General features: G+C 73.1%; 14 protein-coding genes. 6 read left to right on the top strand and 8 right to left on the bottom strand.

Features of this window, described 5'->3' with window-relative positions; translation table 11 throughout:
* Window positions 1-4 precede the first annotated feature (4 nt).
* Complete coding sequence (locus HD597_RS60265) at window positions 5-286, bottom strand: hypothetical protein (protein ID WP_148442243.1); 282 nt, start codon at window positions 284-286, stop codon at window positions 5-7.
* Between the two features lie 38 nt (window positions 287-324).
* Here HD597_RS60265 and HD597_RS60260 point away from each other — a divergent pair, with 38 nt between their 5' ends.
* The 3 genes from HD597_RS60260 to HD597_RS60250 all read left to right on the top strand — a co-directional run bounded on the left by HD597_RS60260 (window position 325) and on the right by HD597_RS60250 (window position 5229).
* Complete coding sequence (locus HD597_RS60260) at window positions 325-834, top strand: shikimate kinase (RefSeq protein WP_253758114.1); 510 nt, start codon at window positions 325-327, stop codon at window positions 832-834.
* A 12-nt stretch (window positions 835-846) separates the two neighbouring features.
* Window positions 847-1401, top strand: a complete 555-nt coding sequence (locus HD597_RS60255) for a GNAT family N-acetyltransferase (RefSeq protein ID WP_253758112.1) — start codon at window positions 847-849, stop codon at window positions 1399-1401.
* Between the two features lie 123 nt (window positions 1402-1524).
* Window positions 1525-5229 carry a protein kinase domain-containing protein gene (locus HD597_RS60250; protein WP_253758110.1) on the top strand — a complete coding sequence of 1235 codons (3705 nt, stop codon included), beginning with the start codon at window positions 1525-1527 and terminating at the stop codon, window positions 5227-5229.
* Window positions 5230-5260: 31 nt separating this feature from the next.
* On the opposite strand, the gene HD597_RS60245 is transcribed toward HD597_RS60250, so the two are convergent.
* The 4 genes from HD597_RS60245 to HD597_RS60230 form a co-directional block, all read right to left on the bottom strand.
* The gene (locus HD597_RS60245; RefSeq protein ID WP_253758107.1) at window positions 5261-7072 is read right to left on the bottom strand and encodes a serine/threonine-protein kinase; all 1812 of its coding nucleotides are present in this window, start codon (window positions 7070-7072) and stop codon (window positions 5261-5263) included.
* A gap of 33 nt (window positions 7073-7105) precedes the next feature.
* Complete coding sequence (gene metG / locus HD597_RS60240) at window positions 7106-8722, bottom strand: methionine--tRNA ligase (protein ID WP_253758105.1); 1617 nt, start codon at window positions 8720-8722, stop codon at window positions 7106-7108.
* Between the two features lie 83 nt (window positions 8723-8805).
* Window positions 8806-9810, bottom strand: coding sequence for a hydroxyacid dehydrogenase (locus HD597_RS60235; protein WP_253758103.1), 1005 nt, complete (start codon window positions 9808-9810; stop codon window positions 8806-8808).
* 124 nt (window positions 9811-9934) lie between these two features.
* Window positions 9935-12823: a helix-turn-helix transcriptional regulator gene (locus HD597_RS60230; RefSeq protein WP_253758101.1), complete on the bottom strand. Its 2889-nt coding sequence runs from the start codon at window positions 12821-12823 to the stop codon at window positions 9935-9937.
* Window positions 12824-13033: 210 nt separating this feature from the next.
* Between HD597_RS60230 and HD597_RS60225 the strand changes: the two genes are divergently transcribed.
* The 3 genes from HD597_RS60225 (at window position 13034) to HD597_RS60215 (ending at window position 16770) form a co-directional block, all read left to right on the top strand.
* On the top strand, window positions 13034-14029 hold the full coding sequence (locus HD597_RS60225) for a hypothetical protein (protein ID WP_253758099.1): 996 nt from the start codon (window positions 13034-13036) through the stop codon (window positions 14027-14029).
* Complete coding sequence (locus HD597_RS60220; protein WP_253758097.1) at window positions 13999-15576, top strand: clostripain-related cysteine peptidase; 1578 nt, start codon at window positions 13999-14001, stop codon at window positions 15574-15576. Before HD597_RS60225 ends, HD597_RS60220 begins: the two co-directional genes overlap by 31 nt.
* A 93-nt stretch (window positions 15577-15669) precedes the next feature.
* Window positions 15670-16770 carry a winged helix DNA-binding domain-containing protein gene (locus HD597_RS60215; RefSeq protein ID WP_253758095.1) on the top strand — a complete coding sequence of 367 codons (1101 nt, stop codon included), beginning with the start codon at window positions 15670-15672 and terminating at the stop codon, window positions 16768-16770.
* Here the strand turns inward: HD597_RS60215 and HD597_RS60210 are convergent.
* From HD597_RS60210 to HD597_RS60200, 3 genes are read right to left on the bottom strand one after another with little or no spacing between them, the layout of a single operon-like run.
* Entirely contained in the window at window positions 16741-17556 is an 816-nt protein-coding gene (locus HD597_RS60210; RefSeq protein ID WP_253758093.1) for a carbohydrate ABC transporter permease, read from the bottom strand. The genes HD597_RS60215 and HD597_RS60210 overlap by 30 nt on opposite strands.
* On the bottom strand, window positions 17553-18434 hold the full coding sequence (locus HD597_RS60205; RefSeq protein ID WP_253758091.1) for a carbohydrate ABC transporter permease: 882 nt from the start codon (window positions 18432-18434) through the stop codon (window positions 17553-17555). The genes HD597_RS60210 and HD597_RS60205 overlap by 4 nt, the downstream gene beginning before the upstream one ends.
* A complete protein-coding gene (locus HD597_RS60200; protein WP_253758089.1) occupies window positions 18431-19675 on the bottom strand; it encodes an extracellular solute-binding protein in 1245 nt (414 codons plus the stop codon). Before HD597_RS60200 ends, HD597_RS60205 begins: the two co-directional genes overlap by 4 nt.
* Window positions 19676-19769: the final 94 nt, after the last annotated feature.

Genomic DNA, 19769 nt, shown 5'->3' with positions numbered 1-19769 from the left:
CCTCCTACAGCGGTGGTTCGTCGTAGTGGCGACGCTCCTCGTAGACCGTGGTCCTGCGCGTCTCAGGCTCCTCGTAGATCTCGTGCCGGACGACCGGCTCGTCGATCGGGCCGACCGCGCGGCGCGTGACGGTGATCCTGTAGATGCCGAACAGGAGACCGACCAGCCCACCGAGCATGAGGATGACGCCCACTACGTTGATGTCGAGGCCGGCGAGGTCGAACTCGACGGCCCAGGTGAGGATCGCACCGAGCATGATGAGGATGATGCTTCCGGCGATGGTCATCAGATTTACCTCCTTGACACGAAGGAACCTCTATCCACATGTCGAAAAACAAACCAGTCGTGATGATCGGGCTCATGGGCGCGGGCAAGACGACCTCCGGCGTCCTGATCGCTGAGGCCCTCGGGCTGCCCTTCACCGACAGCGACCGGTACCTCCAGGACAAGCACGGCGCCACCTCCGCGCCGATCGCCGCCCGCGAGGGCAAGGAGGCGCTGCACCGGTACGAGGCCGAGCACGTGCTGGAGTCGCTGGCGGGCGAGCCGAAGGTGATCGCCGCGGCGGCCAGCGTGCTGGAGAACGCCGAGGTGCGCGCGGCGATGCGCAAGGCGTTCGTGGTCTGGGTGGACGCCGACGACGCGGTGCTGGCCGAGCGCATGCGCACCAGCAAGCACCGCCCCGACTACGACCCCCGGGAGATGCGGGCCCGCCGCGAGGCGTACTTCCGCGAGGCGGCGGACCTGATCTGCGACGTCGGCATGCTCACCCCCGAGCAGGTGCGCGACGCGGTGCTGCGGAAAATGGGTTTGCCCGACGTTGATCGCGACTGATAGCCAGAAGAGATGTTCGCCGAGAAACCCACGCTGAAGGGCGAGCGCGTGACGCTGCGCCCGGTCGGTCCCGAGCACGTCGAGGGTCTGCTTGAGCTGGTCTCCGACCCGGACGTGCGCCGGCTGACGGGCTCGCACGCCGGCTTCGACGCCGAGCAGCTGCGCCTGTGGTACGCCACGCGCGGCGGCCACCCCGACCGGCTCGACCTGGCCATCATGGCGGACGACGAGTACGTCGGCGAGGTGGTGCTCAACGAGCTCGACGCCGCCAACCTGTCGTGCAACCTGCGCATCGGGCTGATCGGCCCCCGCGTGTTCGGCAAGGGTTACGGCACCGAGGCCATCGAGCTGGTGCTCCGCCATGCCTTCACCACCACGCCGCTGCACCGGATCAGGCTGGGCGTCTACGCCTTCAACGAGCGGGCGCGGCACGTCTACAAGAAGCTCGGCTTCGTCGAGGAGGGCGTCGAGCGCGACGCCCTCCTGTGGGACGGGGAGTGGCACGACTGCGTGCTCATGGCCGTGCTCCGGCGCGAGTGGCAGGCCGGATCGCGAAGCCTGGCATAATGATCATGACGCGCATGGGTCCCCCGAGGCGCGCGGGGGACCTGTGGCGTCCCTCCCGGTTACGTGGCCCCGGACAACCAATGGGCGGTGTCGTGCATCTAAGCTCCAGTGACGATGCGCTTGGTGCCCGGTGACCCAGAAAGGCTTGGCGGCTATTGGCTGGCCGCCAGGCTGGGTGCCGGTGGCCGCGGCGTCGTCTACGACGCCTACGACGACGAGGGCCGCAGGTTCGCGGTCACGGTGCCGCGGGGCGAGGTCGGGCGCCGGTACGAGCGGGTGACCTGCCGCCATCTGGCGGAGGTGGTCGCCGTCGGGTCCGACGGGGGCGTCCCGTACGTGGTGAGCGAGTTCGTGAACGGGCCCGACCTGCGGCAGGCCGTCGCGCTGCACGGGCCGTACACGGGTGACGAGCTGGTCGCGCTGGCCGGGGCGCTGGCGCAGGTGCTGCGCGCGCTGCACGACGCGCGGCTGACCCATCGGGGGCTGAACCCGGAGAGCGTGCTGCTGGCCGACGACGGCCCCAAGGTGATCGAGCTGGGCCTGCCGGTCTCCGGGCCGGTGGGCGCGTACACGTACCAGGCGCCCGAGGTGCTCACCGGCCAGGCGGCCGAGGCGGCGGCGGACGTGTTCGCGTGGGGCGCGGTGGTGCTGTTCGCGGCGACCGGGCGCGACCCGTTCCACGGGGAGAGCCTCGGCGGCATCATGCACCGGCTGCTGACGGTCGATCCCGACGTGAGCTGCCTGCCCGACTCCCTGTGCGAGCTGGTCGGGCGGGCGCTGGCCAAGGACCCGGCCGAGCGTCCCACGGCCGCCGAGCTGCTGGTGGACGGCGGGGCGGAGCTGAGCCCGCCGCAGGCGTACGTGCGGCAGCCCTCCCTGGGCGAGCTGGCCGAGGAGGTGTACGCGGGGCTCACGCCCGCCCAGCAGCAGGAGGTGCCCGGCCTGCTGCTGCGCCTGCTCGACGGCGACACCCCGCACGACGAGGGCGACGTGCTGCGGCCGCTCATGGAGGCCGGGCTGCTGGTACGCCGCAGCGTACGCGTGCCGGGCGTCGAGACCTCGGTCGGCAGGCTGGTGGCCGTCAGCGACGACCGGGTGGCGCCGGCCAGCGCCGCGCTCTACCGGGCGTGGCCGCGGCTGCGCGGCTGGGTGGCCGACGAGCGCGAGGGCATGCTGGTGCACCGCCGCATCCGCGAGGCCGCCAGGCACTGGTCCGAGCACCGGCGCGGGCGCGGCCACCTGCTGCGCGGGCACGAGCTCGACACCGCGCTCGGCTGGGCCGCCACCAAGCGCCGCCACGTGCGGCTGAACCAGCTCGAACGCGACTTCGTCAACGACAGCGTGGCCCTGTCCAAGCAGCGCAGGAAGCTGCTGGTGCCCTCGCTGGCGTCCGTGGCCGCGGTGCTGGCGGTGGCGGTCACGATGACCGTCGTGTCCGTTCACGGGCAGAACGACCTGCGCGAGCGCCTCATCGAGGCCGACGCCCGCGCCGTGGCCGCCAGGGCGCAGGCCCTGCGCACCTCCGACCCGCGCACGGCGATGCGGCTGAGCGTGGCCGCATGGCGGCTGGCGCCGGTCTTCGAGGCGCGGTCGGCGCTGCAGGCCTCGCTGGTGCAGCCGGAGCTGGCCGTGTTCACCGATCCCGAGGCCGACGCGCAGGCCCGCTACCTGCTGAGCGGGGACATGCTGGTCCGGTGGGACACGAGTGCGCTCACCGTCTGGGACGTGCCGGCGAGGCGGCGGGCGGCGACGTACGCGCTGCCCGCCGGGGCCACCGCGCTGAGCGACGACGGGCGGTACGCGGAGGTGGGCGACGGCGGGCCGATCGACGTGACCACCGGGCGCGCGCCCGCCGCTGCCGTCTACGCCATCAGCAAGGGGAACAGGACGCGGGTCTATCGGGGGACACGCGTGTCGCTGGACGTGACGGACGCGAAGGTGGCGCTGTCGCCCGACGGGACTCGGGCGGCCGTCTCGCGGCTGACCGGGCGGGTCGAGCTGTGGGACCTGGCGCCGCGCCGTACCAGGACCGGGGTGGTCGAGGTCGAGCCGTCCACGGGGGCCGCCGCCCCAGCCGTCGCCTTCAGCCCCGACGGGCGCACGGTGGCGGTGGCGGGGCGCGACGGGGTCGCGCTGGTGGAGGCCGGGGGCGTCCGGTCGCGTACGGGGAGCGCGGAGACGTTCGGCGCGGCCGGGGAGCCGGGGCCCGACACTCCCTCCGACCTCGCTCACGGCCCGGAGCCCGCCCCGGCCGCCGCCGCGCAGAGCCCTGGGGTGCTCGCCCTCCCGACCCCCGCCCAGGCCCGGCCCTCGGCCCCGCCCGCTACCCCGGCTCCCGCCTCGCACCCTCCCGCGACGGCCGCCTCACAGGCTCCCGTGGCAGGCGCGTCCGCGAGCACCGGCGCGCAGGCGACCGGCCCGGACCGGGCCGAGACCTCCGGCGGCGGCCAGAGCGCCGAGCCGCAGGCCCGCGCGACCGGAGCGGACCGGCCGAACGCCGAAGACGGGGGTGCCGGGCAACCCGACGGCGGTGAACCCCAGACGGCGCGGACCCGTGGCGGGGAGGCGGGGGCCGACCGTGACGGCCGGGCGGGCCGGCCGGGCGACGACACGGGGGCCGCGCCGGGCACGGCACGGGAGAGCGAGGCCGGGACCCCGCAGGACGGTGCGTGGGGCGCCGAGGTCGTGGACGGGCTGGAGACGACCCCGGGCGCGTCCGCGGGCCCGCTGGTCTTCAGCCCCGACGGCCGCCTCCTGGCGCTCCCCGGCGACGGCGAGGTCCGCGTGTGGAACGTCGCCGAGCGCCGCCTGGCCGGCTCCTACCCTCTCCAGAACCCCGGCCACGGCCTGGCCTTCTCCTCCGACGGCCGCCAGTTGCGCTACCTCAGCGGCCTCGGCTCGGTCGTCTCGCTCGACGTGTCCGGCCTGCCGGCGCCGTCCGACGACGGGCACGTCGCCGCGTTCTCCGGCAACGGCCGCGTCGCCGCCAAGGAGGTCGGCGACGCCATCGAGCTCACCGACACCGAGGAGCACAGGAAGCTGGGCCGCATCGCGGCGGCCGGCGACCTGGCGTTCGACGCCGGCGGGCGGCTGCTGGCGGTGGCGGGCGACCCGGTGACCGTGTGGGAGGTGGCCGGCGGCAGGCAGGTGTCCACGATCACGGCGGGCGGCGACGTGCCCGCCGTGGCGCTCTCCCCCGACGGCGGCACCCTGGCCACCGCCCGGGGGACGCTGCTGGAGACGTGGGACGTGCGCACGGCGCGGCGGATCAAGGCGTACGCGGGCGCGGGCGACCTGGCGCTGGCCTTCAGCCCCGACGGCTCCACGCTGGCCGCGGGCCCGAACCTGCTCGACCTGTCCACCGGCCGGATCACCCCGCTCGACCTGAGCGACGGCGCGGCCCCGACGGCGCTGGCCTTCTCCCCCGACGGCGGCAGGCTGGCGATCGCGCTGGACGCCGGCAGGGTGCTGCTGTGGGACGTGCGCGAGCGCGAGCCCATCGGCACGATCGAGACCGGCTCGGCCCCGGTGGACGAGCTGCGCTTCTCCCCCGGCGGCGACCTGCTGGCCGTCGACGCCGCCCGTACCTCGCTCTGGGACACCGCGGCGCTGCGCGAGGTCGGCCAGGTCGGGTCGTGGGCCGCCGGGCCGGCCTTCAGCCAGGACGGCAAGCGGCTGCGCGGGGTCACCCTCGACGGGACCGTACGGGAGGTCGCGGTCGATCCGGGGCTGACGGCGCGCGAGGTGTGCGCGCGGGCGGGCGGCGCGCTGAGCAGGGCGGAGTGGGCGCGCCTGATCCCGGAGAGCGGCTACCAGGAGAGCTGCTGACCCCGGCGCCGCCTCCGGCCTGCCTGCCCGGTCAGCTGACGACCTTGAGCACCTTTCCCTGCGGGCTGGCCACCAGGTAACCACCGCGGCTGTAGGTGTCGGAGGCGTAGACCAGCAGCACCTGCTTCGTCGAGGTGAACGAGTAGTCGGGCTCCACGATCATGTGGTGGGAGATCGGGGCGCGGGCGCCGAGGTCCTGCTTGGCCTTCTTGAGCAGGTTCGGCAGGGCGTTCCAGTTGAACGTGGCCAGGTCCACCAGGGGCGTGTCGAACGTTCTTCCCGTCCGGGGGCCGGTGACCTCGCCGTCGCGGTAGTCGTAGCTGTCGAAGACCTCCGGGTCGTCCTTGCGGGGGACGTCCACGGAGGCGTGGGTCGGGTGGATCGTCATCCTGACGATCCTGGTCCCGCCGATGACCGGCTTCAGCTTGGCGATCATGCCGCGCATGCCCGCGGGGGTCAGCAGGTCCTTCTCGGCGGGCTCTTCCGTGGGCTCTTCCGTGGACTCTTGCGTGGGCTCCTCGGCGGGGTCGTCGGCCGGCTCCGTGGGATCGTTCCCGAGGCTCAGGCTGGTGGACCGCGGGTCGCCGTCGCGGCCCGCGGTGGCCGGCGGGAGGGACTGCCACACCAGCACGGCCGCCACCACCGCGATCGCCACCGCGGACGCGGACACCGCCACCACCGCTCCCCGCGCGCCGCGCCGGCTGCGGCGCGTGTGCGCGGTGTCCGCTCCCTGCACCGGCCCCCGACCCCACGGGGGCTGCTGCGGGGCCTTCCCGTACCCGGGCGGCACGGTCTGCCCACCGGGCGGGAAACCGGACGCGGACGGCCCGGTCTGCCCGGCATACCCGGCGGGAGGGAAGGCCGGAGCGGGGCCGGGGAAGGAGGGCGCGGGGCCCGGGAAGGCGGGGCCGGAGGGCATGGGTTGCGGCGTCGCGGGGCCGGGGAAGGCCGGGCCGGGGGGCATGGGCTGCGGCGTCGCGGGGCCGCCGGCGTAGGGGCCGGGCAGCGCGGGCGGGCGGCCGGCCTCGGCCTCCGCCAGCATGCGGTCCAGGGTCTCGGGGTCCGGCCGGGCCGACGGCTCCCGGACGAGCAGGGCGCCCAGCACGGGGCCGAGCGCCCCGCCCCGCTCCGCCGGCGGCACGTCCTGGTTGAGCACCGCCGCGAGCGTCGCCAGCGTGGTGCCGCGGCGCAGCGGATGCCGCCCCTCCACCGCGACGTAGAGCATCATGCCCAGCGACCACAGGTCGGAGGCGGGATCGCCCTCGACCCCGTTGATCCGCTCGGGCGCCATGTACTCGGGCGAGCCGATGAACGACCCGGTGGCCGTGAGGCTCGTGGACTCCCGCATCGCCGCGATGCCGAAGTCGGTCAGCACCGAGCGGCCGTCCTCGCGCAGCAGCACGTTGGCGGGTTTGACGTCGCGGTGCTGGATGCCGACCGCGTGGGCGGCCCGCAGCCCGGACAGCACCTCCCGGCCCAGCCGCGCCGCCTCCCTGACCGGCAGGGGGCCGTGCTGGAGGAGGTCCTGGAGCGAGCCGCCGGTGACCAGCTCCATGACGATCCAGGGGTAGCCCTGCTCCCCCGGGTCCACGATGTGGTGGATGGTGGCCACGTGGGGGTGGTTCAGCCGGGCCAGGGCGCGGGCCTCGCGCAGCACCCTGGAGCGCAGCTCGCGGGCGAGGGTGGGGTCGTGCTCCTCGATGGCGGGGTCGGGCGGGCGCACCTCCTTGAGCGCGACCTCGCGGTGCAGGGCCACGTCCCAGGCGCGCCACACCAGGCCCATGCCCCCGCCACCGAGCCGCTCCACGAGCTCGAAGCGGCCGTCGATCACCCTCTTGTCCATGCGGGAAGCGTAGGGCCGGCCCGCCGGGGTTCGCTACGCGCCCGGCCTGTCCTCCAGCCGCGGGAACAGGATCGCGCCCTTGGTGATCGTCGAGCCGGGCGGGAGGCCGCCCCACTCACCGGCGTCCTGGACCCGCTGGCCGGCGAGAGGGCCGAGGGCGGGCTCCGCGCCGAGCGACTCCCAGAGCCGCTGTGAGCTCTCGGGCATGAACGGGTGCAGCAGCACCGCGACCGCGCGCAGGGACTCCGCGGCGGTGTAGAGGATCGTCGCCAGGCGGGCCCGGCCCTCCGGGGAATCGTCCTTGGCCACCTTCCACGGCTCCTGCTCGGAGATGTAGCCGTTGACCTGCTTGACGAAGTCGAAGATGGCCTGGATGCCGGCCTGGAACTCGACCTCGTCGCCGATCTTCCTGTCGGCCTGCGCGACAGTCCTCGCCAGGCTGTCGTGCACGGCCTTCTCGGCCGCGCCGCCGGCGGTCGCCTCGGGCAGGACGCCGTCGAAGTACCTGCCGACCATGGCGGCCACGCGGGAGGCGAGGTTGCCGTAGTCGTTGGCCAGCTCGGAGGTGTAGCGGGCGGCGAGGTCCTCCCACGAGAACGAGCCGTCCTGGCCGTAGGCGATCGCGCGCAGCAGGTACCAGCGGAAGGCGTCCACCCCGAAGTGGGAGGTGATGTCGCGCGGGCTGATGCCGGTCAGGTTCGACTTCGACATCTTCTCGCCGCCGACCAGCAGCCAGCCGTTGGCGACGACGCGGCCGGGCAGCCGCAGCCCGTTGGCCATCAGCAGCGCCGGCCAGATGACCGCGTGGAAGCGGAGGATGTCCTTGCCGATCAGGTGCACGTCGGCCGGGAACCGGCCCTCGAAGGCGTCCTGGTTCTGGTTGTAGCCGACCGCCGTCGCGTAGTTGAGCAGCGCGTCCACCCACACGTAGATGACGTGCCGGTCGTCCCACGGGACGGGCACGCCCCAGTCGAAGGTCGAGCGGGAGATGGACAGGTCCTGCAGCCCCTGCCGGACGAAGCTGACCACCTCGTTGCGAGCCGACTCGGGCTGGATGAAGCCCGGGTTGGCCTCGTAGTGGGCGAGCAGCCGGTCGCCGTACTCGCTCAGCCTGAAGAAGTAGTTCTCCTCCTTGAGGATCTCGACCGGCCGCTTGTGGATCGGGCAGAGCTGCGCGCCCGCGTTCTCGCCTTCGCCGGGGAGCAGCTCGCCGGGGAGCTTGTACTCCTCGCAGCCCACGCAGTACGGGCCCTCGTACCCGCCCTGGTAGATCTCGCCCTTGTCGTACAGGTCCTGGACGAACTCGCGCACCCGGTCGGTGTGCCGCTTCTCGGTGGTGCGGATGAAGTCGTCGTTGTCGATCTCCAGATGCCGCCAGAGGGGTTTCCACTCCTCCTCCACGAGCCTGTCGCACCACTCCTGCGGGCTGACCCCCTTGGCCTCTGCGGTGCGCAGGACCTTCTGGCCGTGCTCGTCGGTGCCGGTCAGGAACCACACCCGCTCGCCGCGCTGCCGGTGCCAGCGCGTGAGCACGTCGCCCGCGACGGTCGTGTAGGCATGACCCAGATGCGGAGCGTCGTTGACGTAGTAGATGGGAGTGGTGACGTAGAACGCCTTTCCACTCTGACTCCCGGATGCGGTGGCCACCATGCGCGAGATCCTAGTGGCCGCCCGACCGTCGTTCCGGGTGAACGGCAGACGCCGGATTCGCCCGGCGAGCAGGGCGGACCCGGTCAGGCGAGGGTGGCCAGCTCCTCCGCCGCCACTCCGTGCGCGAACGGCAGGCCCCGGGCGTACCTGTCCAGCTCGTCCACGGCCAGGTCGGCGATGCGGGCCAGCTCCCCGCCCAGCGAGCCGGCGATGTGCGGGGTGAGCAGGACATTCGGCAGGTCGTACAGGGGCGAGTCCGCCGGCAGCGGGTCGGGCTCGGTGACGTCGATGACCGCGTACAGCCGGCCGGAGGCCAGCTCGGCGACGAGCGCGTCCTGGTCGACGAGCGCGCCCCGGGCGGTGTTGATGAGGGTGGCGCCGTCGCGCATGCCGGCCAGGCGGGCGGCGCTGACGAGGTGGTGGGTCTCGGGCAGCGCGGGCGCGTGCACGCTGACCACGTCGCACCGCTCGAACAGCTCGTCCAGCTCGACGTGCGGCACGCCCAGGTCCTCGCTCAGGTACGGGTCCGCGACCAGCACGTCCAGCTCGAACGGCCGCAGCAGCTCGATCACCCGCCGCCCGATCTTGGACGCGCCGATGATGCCGACCGTGCGCCGGTAGTTGCCGAACCCGGGGAACATCCCGTCGTAGTCGAGCCGCGTCCCCCGGTGCTCCCGGTAGAGCCGGGCGATGTCCGTCACCCGCTTGTTGGCGAACAGGATCGCGGCCAGCGTGTACTCGGCGACGGGCTCGGCGTTGGCCGCCGCGGCGGAGGAGACGAGCAGGCCGCGCTCCCAGCACGCCTCGGTGACGTGGTGCTTGACCGAGCCGGCCGCGTGCACGACGGCCCGCAGGCGCGGCGCCGCGGCCAGCACCTCGGCGGTCAGGGGCGGGCACCACCAGCTCGTGTAGAGCACCTCCGCCTCGGCCAGCGCCGCGGCCACGGCCGGATCGGCGAAGTCGGCGGCCACCAGGTCGGGGTCCACGTCGGCGATCGCGAGCAGGCGCTCGCGCACCGGCCCGGCGATGAGCCGGGCGGCGATGTCGGGCCCCATGGCGAGCAGGGTCTTCGGCCGCGAAACGGTCATCACGCTCCCCCGGACATCACTATGGTCAAGGCGATCATAACGATCACTCTCGGGCCGGTCCCGCGCGGGCCGCCCCGACGGGAGGTGGCGCACGTCCGGCTCGCTGGCGCCACCGTGCGGCACGTCACTCACCGAGATCGCTGAGCTTCCCGATCAGCGCCGTGCGGGAGGTGATGCCGAGCTTGGTGTAGATGTGGCTCAGGTGGTATTCGACGGTCTTGACGCTCAGCACCAGCTTGCGCGCCGCCTGCCGGTTGGTCAGCCCCCTGCTGATCAGCACCGCCACCGTGTGCTCCTGCGGCGTCAGGCCGAGCCTGGCGGTGTCCTGCGGGCGCAGCACCGCCCGCCCGCTCGCGGCCAGCTCCAGGTCGCACTGCTCCAGGTACGGCAGCGCGCCCAGCCGGGAGAGCGTGAGCTGGGCCGCTTCGAGCTGCTCGGCGGCGGCCGAGCGGCGGCCCCTGCGGCGCAGGAACGTTCCGTACGCGAGCTGGATCCTCGCCTCCTCGAACGGTGTCTCGATCTTGGCGGTGTGCTCCAGAGCCACCTGGTAACAGGTCTCCGCCTCGCCCGGCTCGTGCCTGGCCGCGTGCAGCCCCGCCCTGGCCCGCGCGGCGGCGGCCAGCACGCTGCGCCGCTCCCTGTCCAGGGCCAGCAGCTCGCACGGCACGAGAACCCCTTCCGCCTCCTCCGGCAGGCCGGTGTTGACCAGGGCGTCGGCCAGCAGCGTGCGCCAGAGCACGACGGCCGGCTCGTCGGCCAGGTCCATCCTGGTGAGCGGGGTGAGCGCGGTGACGACCGCGTCGTGCTCGCCGCGGGCCGTGGCCACCAGGGCCTCGGCGGCGGCCGTGCTGACCTGGGCGGAGACGTTGCCGGGCGAGCAGGCGGCGCGGGCGGCGCGTACGTGGGCGGCGGCCCGCTCCCACTCTCCGCGCGCGGCCGGCACGAGGGCGGCCACGGCGTGCGCGTAGCTGGCCAGCCACGCCTGGCCGAAGTCGTCGGCGGTCGAGGCGCCGAGCTCGGCGTGCCCGGCGGCGTCGTCCCACCTGCCGAGCCGGTACTCGGCCTGGGCCAGCGTGGTCGCCACCAGGAGCTGGAACGGCGCGGACCTGCCGGCGCCCACGGCGAGCAGGCCGAGCAGGTCCGCCTGCGCGCCGGCCAGGTCGTCGGCCCACAGGCGCAGGGTGCCGCGGCCGAGCAGCGCGTCCAGCTCCCCCGCCGTGCCCTGGGCCGGCGCCGGCAACTCGGCGCTCTCCGCCAGGCCGTCCTCGACGTCCCCCGCCAGCCCCATTCCGACCAGCCGGGCGAACCGCACGAACGCGCGCCCGCCACCCTCGGCCACCTCGCCGCGCGCCCCGCCCTCAGGGGTGAGCGCGGGCGCCGGCGCCCGCGTGGCGCGCCCGCCGTCCCGGGCGGTGGCGCGTTCCGCCCAGCGGGCCGCGTCCGCGCCGCAGCCGCGCAGCAGGCCGGCCATCGCCTGCCGGGTGGCGATGGCCGAGGTGAGCCAGGCGTCGCCGCTCCCCTGTGACGGCGCGGCGCCGCCTCCCCGCGCCGGGCCGCTGCCCGGCGGGTGCGCGCCGCCGCCCGCGTGCGTCCAGGCGTCGTCGAGCAGCCGCACCGCCTCCTCCACCCGCCCCGCCACCAGCGCCACCGAGCCCTGCACGTAACCGTGAACCCCGGGATCGCCGCCGGGCGCCACCTGGGCTCCCAGCGCCCCGGCGTCCGCGGGCCGGCCGGCGGCCAGCAGGGCCTCCACCGCCTCGGCGATCAGCCGGTCCCGTTCCGGCCCGTCCTGGGTGAGCTGGACGGCCCGGGTCAGGCACCCGCACGCGCCGGCCCAGTGCCCGGCCGCCGCCTGCCGCCGCCCCACCAGGGCGACCTCGCGGACGAGCTCGTCGTCCACCTGATCGGCGGCGGCGAGCCTGTGGTGCAGCCGGTGCACCACGTCGTCCACCAGGGAGGCCGCCAGCAGGTGCAGCCGCCGCCGGGTGGCGGGCCCGAGGTCGTGGTAGACGGCGGCCCTGACCAGCGGGTTCGGGAAGCCGACCGACACCCCGGCCCCCGTGCGCCACTCCACGAGCAGCTTGGCGGCGGTGAGCTGCTCCAGCGCAGGCAGCGGCTCGGCCAGCCCGGCCATGCGGGCCACAAGGTGCAGGGGCGCGGACGTGCCGAGCACGGCGGCGGCCGTGAGCAGCCGCTGCGCGGAGTTCTCGCACCCGCCCAGCCGCCCGCGCACCAGCGTGGCGTACGCGCGCGGCGCGGGCAGCGGGGCGTCCACGTCGGCCAGGGTCTCGGCGCGCACCTGCTGGAGCAGCGCCCGCGCGTGCAGCGGCACGCCCTTGGTGTGCTCGTGCAGCCGATCGGCGGCCTGTGGAGTCAGCCGTACGGGGCCGAGCCGGGCGCTGAGCGCCTGCAGCTCGCGCGCGCTCAGCCCGCCCAGCGGCAGCCGCAGCGCCGCGCTGCTGCGCAGCAGCCGCCGCAGCCCCTCCGGCAGCCGGGGATGGTCGCTCTCCCTGACGATCACGACGGCGAGCACCCGGTCGGTACGCAGCCGCCGCAGCGCGAACGTCAGCGCCTGCAACGAGGGCAGGTCCGCCCAGTCCGCCCCGTCGATGGCGACGACCACGGGCGCGGTGAGCTGGAGCTGAGCCAGCAGCTCCAGCAACGCGGCCCCCACGGCCAGCGGGTCGGGTGCGGCCCCGGCGGCCAGCCCGGCCAGCGCCTCGGGCACCTGCTGCGCCTGGGCTCCGAGCTGCGCCAGCACCCCGTACGGCAGCTCGGACTCGCCGTCGTCCCCGCTGACGTCCAGCACGACCGCGTTCTCGATCGCGGACAGGAACTCCCCTGCCAGTGCCGTCTTGCCGATCCCGGCGGGCCCCTCCAGCACGACGAGGCTCGACCGTCCTTCGCACACCCGCCCGAGCTGGGCGTGGAGCACCGCCAGTTCCCGGCACCGGCCGACGAACTGTTCGTCCCGGGAGCGCTCGGGTCCAGTGCGGAGGGCGCGGGCTGCCATCGGACTCACCCCCTCGCCGGATGTTCCCTAGGCCAAAGTTCATCGTGGGCCTTGGCCCGGCGGGCGTCCAGTGTCCTTGACCCGAGTCAGCTCTTTCGGTCATTAGGGAAACGCCCCGGGGTAATCCCCAGGGCGTTCCCTGATGCTCGCGACAGAACCCATTCATACCGTCCAACGTGGACGAATGCCCCAAAACGCCGGGAGAACATCATGCCGTCCTACATCGCAGAGGAGCAGCGGGGAGCGGAGGCACGGATTCTCAACGTGCTGTTTCCCACGATCCTCCAGGGACTCCAGCTGACCCACCAGGCAGCGGACCAGTTCGGCGCACGGCCGCAACAGGCGCACATGCTGCCGATGAGGCCGCACATGGAGCACCGGCCCGTGGAATACCACCAGCAACAGCAGCGCTACGCCGGCCCGGAGACCTACGCCCGGCTCGCCGCCGACCGCTCGTTCATGGACGTGGCCGCCGTCGTCATGCCGGTCGTGCAGGCCATCATCCCGCCGCTGGTGGAGCAGCTCCTGTCGTTCGGCCCGGCCAAGGCCGACACCGACCAGAACGAGGAGGACCGGTTCCTGCAGTTCGTGCCGCAACTGCTCGGCACGGTCACCCCGATCATGATGCAGGTGCTGCCGGGCCTGCTGCAGTCCATGCACGGCATGCGGGCCGAGCACCCCGTACGCGTGACCGACCGCGAGCTCAACCAGCGCTACTTCGGCCCCATCGTGCAGGCCACGCTACCCGCGATCGTCTCGCAGCTCCCCGAGCTGCTGGCCATCGTGCACGGCGACCAGCGCTCCCCCATCCGGTACGAGCGCATGCCCGGCCGCGGCCCGATGCAGCTCATGCGGATCACCAGGACCGAGCTCGCCAACGCCCACCGGCTGCGCGACGGCGACGTCCTGCACCTGACCGAGACCCCGGCCCAGCCCGGCACCACCGAGGTCCGCATCACGGCGGCGCCGCACAGCATCTGGTGGAAGGGCGTCCAGGTCACCGACGAGACCGACAGGCAGCTCTGCTTCGTCGAGACCGACGGCGACCGCTACGCCGTCTTCGAGTCCAGGGCCGTGCAGGCCGGCGGCTCGATCGTGTTGTGGAAGGCGCGGATGTTCGGCGAGCACGCGCCGATGTACGTCATCCCGATCGGCGACCTGTCACCGGACGGCAAGTGCTTCACCTTCCACTGGGCCGCCGACTGATGGCCGGGCCCACGCTGCGGCTCGGCAGCAGAGGGGAAGAGGTCAGGCGGCTGCAGGAGCTGCTGCGCGCCCGCGGCCACCGGCTACGGGCCGACGGGTACTTCGGCGGCGCCACCTACGGGGCCGTGCTGAGCGTCCAGCAGCGCGCCGGGCTGCCCGCCGACGGTGTGGCGGGCCCCGACACCTGGCGGGCGCTCGGCCGGACCGCGGCGAGCACGGCCGACGAGCCCCGCCCGGACGAGCCGGCCGAGTGGAACGTCATGATCTACATGGCGGGCAACAACAACCTGTCCGACGCCGCGGGCCGCGACCTGGAGGAGCTGCGCGCCGTCCAGTCGTACAACGGCGTCCGGGTCACCTGCTTCGTCAAGCGGCAGGACGCCGGGGGCCGGGCCCAGCACCTGGAGATCAGGGCGGGCGGCGCGCCCGACCTGGTCGAGGAGCTGCACCCGCCGGTCGACTCCGGCCACCCGCAGACGCTTCTGGACTTCGTGCGCTGGTCCGTCGCCCGCGCGCCCGCCCGGCGGTACGCCCTGGTGATCTGGAACCACGGCGGCGGCTGGACCCCGGACGACCTCGACCAGATCTACACCCACGTCAGGGGCCGCGCGGTGCGGCGCGACGTCGAGAGCGGCTACGTCCGCAGGGCTCCGCGCGCGGCGATGGCCGACGGCGAGCCGGCCTTCTCCGAGCTGTCCAGGCTGACGGAGTCGCAGGAGATCACCAAGGCGGTGTTCACCACGTCGCTGACCGAGGTGCTGCGCCTGCCGACCGGGCAGGACCGGGCGATCGCCGGCGACGACGGCACGTTGCACTCGCTGGACACCATCGAGCTGTGCAACGTCATGCGGGCCGTCCACCAGGACCTCGGCCGGCCGATCGACCTGCTCGGCATGGACGCCTGCCTGATGAGCAACCTCGAGGTCTGCTACGAGATCCGCGAGCACGCGGGCGTCGTGGTGGGCTCGGAGGAGCTCGAACCCAACGAGGGCTGGCCGTACACCGAGATCCTCACCGCCATGGCGGCCGACCCGCGCATGGACGCGCGCGAGCTCGGGCGGATCGTGGTGGAGGAGTACGTCAAGTCCTACCGCGGCACGCCCCGGACCGTCACCCAGTGCGCCGTGGACGCGACGCGCATCGAGGAGTTCATGCGCGAGTTCCAGACGCTGGCCGAAGGCATGCGCCGGCAGGTGCGGATCAACCGGTCCGTGGTGGACAGCGTGCAGTCGGTCGCGACCCGCTTCCACATCGACCGGTCGCTGACGGACCTGCGCACGATCTGCCTGGCGCTGGTGGCCGACTCGCGGACCGACCCGACGCTGGCCTCGGTGGCCGACAAGCTGCTGGCCATCCACGGGCCCGGCGGCTTCGTGATCAGCGAGGGGCACCAGGGCGAGAAGGTCGAGGAGTGCGGCGGGCTGAGCGCGTACTTCCCGATGGAGCGCACGATCTCGCGCTACTACGGGGACCTCCAGATCGCCCAGCACACCGAGTGGGACGAATTTCTCAGGGACTACGCGAAGGCGCGTACCATCAGGCGATAGGAGGGCGTCGCAGGCCACATGCCGGCGTCCCGCCGGCGTCGCTGGGGCTATTGCGGCCCGGGACCGGCCGCAATAGCCCCTACCTTTACTGTCATGGATCCCCTCATCAGCCGCAGGGCGCTCAACCGGGCCACGCTGGAGCGGCAGCACCTGCTGCGCCGCACCGGCGGCTCCGTGACCGAGGTCGTGGAGCAGGTGGGCGGGCTGCAGGCGCAGACCCCGCACACCTGGTACACCGGCCTGTGGAACCGCATCGCCGGGTTCAACCCCGCCGACGCCGCCGACCTGCTGCTCTCGCGCGAGCTCGTGCGCATCGCGCTGCAGCGCTCCACCATCCACCTGGTCTCCGCCCGCGACTGCCTGGCCATGCGGCCGCTGCTGCAGGTGGTGACCGAGCGCGGGACGCGCACGACGTTCGGCAAGCGGCTGGCGGGCGTGGACCTCGACGAGCTGGCGGCGGTGGGCCGGGCGCTGCTGGAGGAACGGCCGATGACGTTCGCCGACCTGGGGCGGGCGCTGGCCGAGCGCTGGCCGGACATCGACCCGCACGCGCTGGGCCAGGGCGTGCGCTGCCTGGTGCCGCTGGTGCAGGTGCCGCCGCGCGGCGTGTGGGGCAGGAGCGGGCCGATCGCCCACACGAGCGCGGAGTCCTGGATCGGGTTCGAGGTGCCGCCGATGACGCCGGCCGAGCTGGTGCGCCGCTACCTGGCCGCCTTCGGGCCCGCGTCGGCGCAGGACGCTCAGACGTGGTCGGGGCTGACCCGGCTGGGCGAGGTGTTCGACTCGATGGACCTGGTCAGGTTCAGGGACGACGCGGGCAGGACCCTGTACGACCTGCCGGACGCGCCCCGCCCCGGCGAGGACGTGCCCGCCCCCGTGCGGCTCATGTACGACTTCGACAACCTCTTCCTGTCCTACGCCGACCGTTCCAGGGCGATCACCGAGACCGGGGCGGCGGCGCTGCAGGGCTTCATGGGCACGAACGTCATGCCGCGCGTGATCCTGGTGGACGGCGTCACGGCCGGAGACTGGACGGTCACCCGGGCCAAGGGCGTCTCCACGCTCACCCTCCACCAGTGGGAGCCGATCAAGGTGCTGGACGAGGCCGAGGAGGAGGGGCGGCGGCTGCTGGAGTTCCTGGCGCCGGGCGACGAGCACGTCGTCTCAGTCCTTGACGGCCCCTCCAAGCCCTGACACCAGCCGCCGCTGCACGGCGACGAAGAAGATCAGCACCGGGATCGTCATCAGCGTCGAGGCCGCCATGATCCCGCCCCAGTCGTTCTCGTCCGGTTTGAAGAAGACGAGCAGCGCCGCGGGCAGGGTCTGGTTGTCCTTGGCGGAGATGATGAAGGTCCTGGCGAAGACGAAGTCGTTCCAGGCGGTGATGAAGGAGAACACGCTGGTCGCCACCAGCCCGGGTGCGACCAGCGGGAACAGGATCCGCCACAGCACGGTCGCCCGCCCGGCCCCGTCGATCATCGCCGCCTCCTCCAGTGCCTCGGGCACGGCGGCGACGAACCCGCGCATCATCCAGATCGCGAACGGCAGCGTGAACGCGAGCTGCACCACGACCAGCGAGGCCAGCGTGTTCAGCAGCCCCAGGTCCCGCACCACGAAGAACAGCGGGATGGTCAGAGCCTCGACCGGCACCATCTGCGCGATCAGGAACATGATCAGCACGGTCGTCCTGAACCGGAACCTGAACCTGGTCACCGCCACGGCCGCGAGGAACGCCACCGCGGCCGACAGCACGACCACGCTCAGCGCCACGCCCGCGCTGTTGAGCAGGTAACGCCCGAAACCCTCCCCGGTCAGCACCCTGACGAAGTTGTCCAGGGTCGGGTGCGACGTCCACGGCCTGACGTCCAGCGACTGGATCTCGCCGTCGGGCTTGAGCGCCGACAGCACCATCCAGTACAGCGGGAACGCCGTCAGCAGGGCGACCACGCAGGCCACCGTGTTCGGGACGATTCTCCTCACAGCCGTTCCCCTCCCCGATGCAGCGCCCGGATGTAGAGCAGGGTGAACACCAGCAGCACGAGCGTCATGACCACGGCGATGGCCGAGCCGAGCCCGTACTCGGAGGAGCCGAACGCGGTCTGGTAGGCGTAGACGTTCAGCACGGTGTTCTGCCCGGCGACGCCGCCGCCGTTGGTCATCACGTAGATCTGGGTGAACACCTTGAAGTCCCAGATCACCGACTGGATGACGACGATGGTGATCAGGGGCCGCAACATCGGCACGATCACTTTCCAGAACGTGTGCCACGCCGAGGCCCCGTCCAGCGCCGCCGCCTCCAGCACCGAGCCGGGGACGGCCTGGATGCCCGCGTACAGGGTGAGCATGACCAGCGGGAACGAGTGCCACACGATCGTCGCCCCGACCACTGCGAACGTGACCCACCGGTCGTAGAACCAGTTGAAGCCGGCGAGCCCCAGCACCTGGTTGACCAGCCCGAGGTCGGCGTCGAACAGGAACATCCACACGGTGGAGCCGGTCATCGCGGGCGCCGCCCACGCGCCCAGCGCCGCCAGCGACAGCGCGGTCCTCGGCACCGGCCCGGCGCGGGTCAGCAGCACCGCCAGCGCCGCCCCGACCGCCAGCGTGGCCAGCACCAGCGCCGCCGCGAAGCCGATGGTCTGCAGCAGCACCTCCCGGAACCGGCCGTCGCCCAGCAGCGCCGCGTAGTTGCCGAACCCGACGAACGTGCTCGGCTGCCCGCCGCTGACCTGGGCCTGCCGGTAGTCGAAGACCGACAGCAGGCCCAGCATGTAGAGCGGGTAGCCGAACAGCGGCACGAGCACGGCCGCGGCGGGCAGCAGGTAGAGCCATGGGCGATGGCCGGACCCGGCTCTCACGAGCGGCCGAAGGCCGTCTTGACGGCGGCGGCCGCCTCGGTGGTGGCGGCGTCCACGGTGGCCTGGCCGGTGGCGATCTTCTGCAGCATCGTGGGGATGACCTTGCCGTTGTCGATCTTCACCCAGGCGGGGTCGATCGGCACGAACTTCGTGCCCTTGGCCACCGTGTCGAGGAACGGCTTCAGGAACGGGTCCTTGGCCGCCAGCTCGTCCCGCACGGAGGTCAGCGTCGGCAGGTTGCCCATGGCCTCGTACATCCTGGCCTGGTACGCCTTGCCGCCCAGCAGCTCGACGAACTCCACGGCCAGCGTGCGGTGCCTGGCGTGCTTCATCACGCCGAGGTTGTTGCCCCCGGCGAAGGCCGGCGCGATCGAGCCCTCGGCCGAGCCGGGCAGCGGGACGACCGCGTACTTGCCCGCCGCCGCCCCCGCGTCCACGGCCGAGCGGCTGAAGTTGCCCAGGATGCCCATCGCGGCCTTGCCGCTCGCGAACAGCTCGACGGTCTTGCCGCCGGTGAGCGACACGCAGGCCTGCGGCGGGCAGATGTCGTCCGTCAGCAGGTCCGTGTACGCCTTGACGCCCTTGCGCGAGGCGGGCGAGTCGAGGGCGGTGATGTCGCCGCCGGCGTCCCAGACGAAGGGCAGGGCGCCGAAGGTGTACTCGCCGCCGACGGCGATGCCGTACAGGTCTGGCTTCTTCGCGCGGATCGTGCGGGCGGTCTCGGTCAGCTCGGCGATCGACGACGGCGGCTCCAGCTTCAGCTCGTCGAAGACGTCGGTGCGGTAGTACAGGGCGCGGATGCCGATGAACCAGGGCAGGCCGTACTGCTTGCCGTTCACGGTGGCCGACTCGACCAGGCCCGGCGTCAGGTCCCCGGCCGGGAGATCGAGCTCGGCGAACCCGCCGGCGGCCGCGTACTCGGCCAGGTCGGTGTTGCCGTACTCGGCCACGTCGGGCGAGCTGGACGGGTCGTTGAAGGCGCCCTTGAACTTCTCGTGCCTGGCCGGCGTGGTCGGGATGTAGGTCACCTCGACCTGGACGCCGGCGTGCGCGGCGGTGAACTCCTTGACGGCCTCGGCGACGACCTTCTCCTTGGGGGCGCGGTTCGGCTCGTCGAAGAGCCAGACGCGCAGCGTGCCGGTCTTCTCGTCGGCGCCGCCCGTAGCGGGGGCGGTCGAGGGGGCGCAGGCGGCCAGCGCGAGCAGGGCGGCGCCGGCGGCAACATAGTTAAGAAACTTCACTATTACCTCCCGAGCGTGACCCTAGGAAGCCGCGCGCGGGACGGAAAGCGCTCTCGCACGTTGTTGTGCACTGCACAACCTCATGTTGCATAGC

This window comes from Nonomuraea thailandensis (assembly GCF_024172165.1).
GTDB lineage: Bacteria > Actinomycetota > Actinomycetes > Streptosporangiales > Streptosporangiaceae > Nonomuraea > Nonomuraea thailandensis.
Note: the sequence above shows the minus strand (reverse complement) of the source record. Positions and strands in the feature narration are given on the sequence as shown.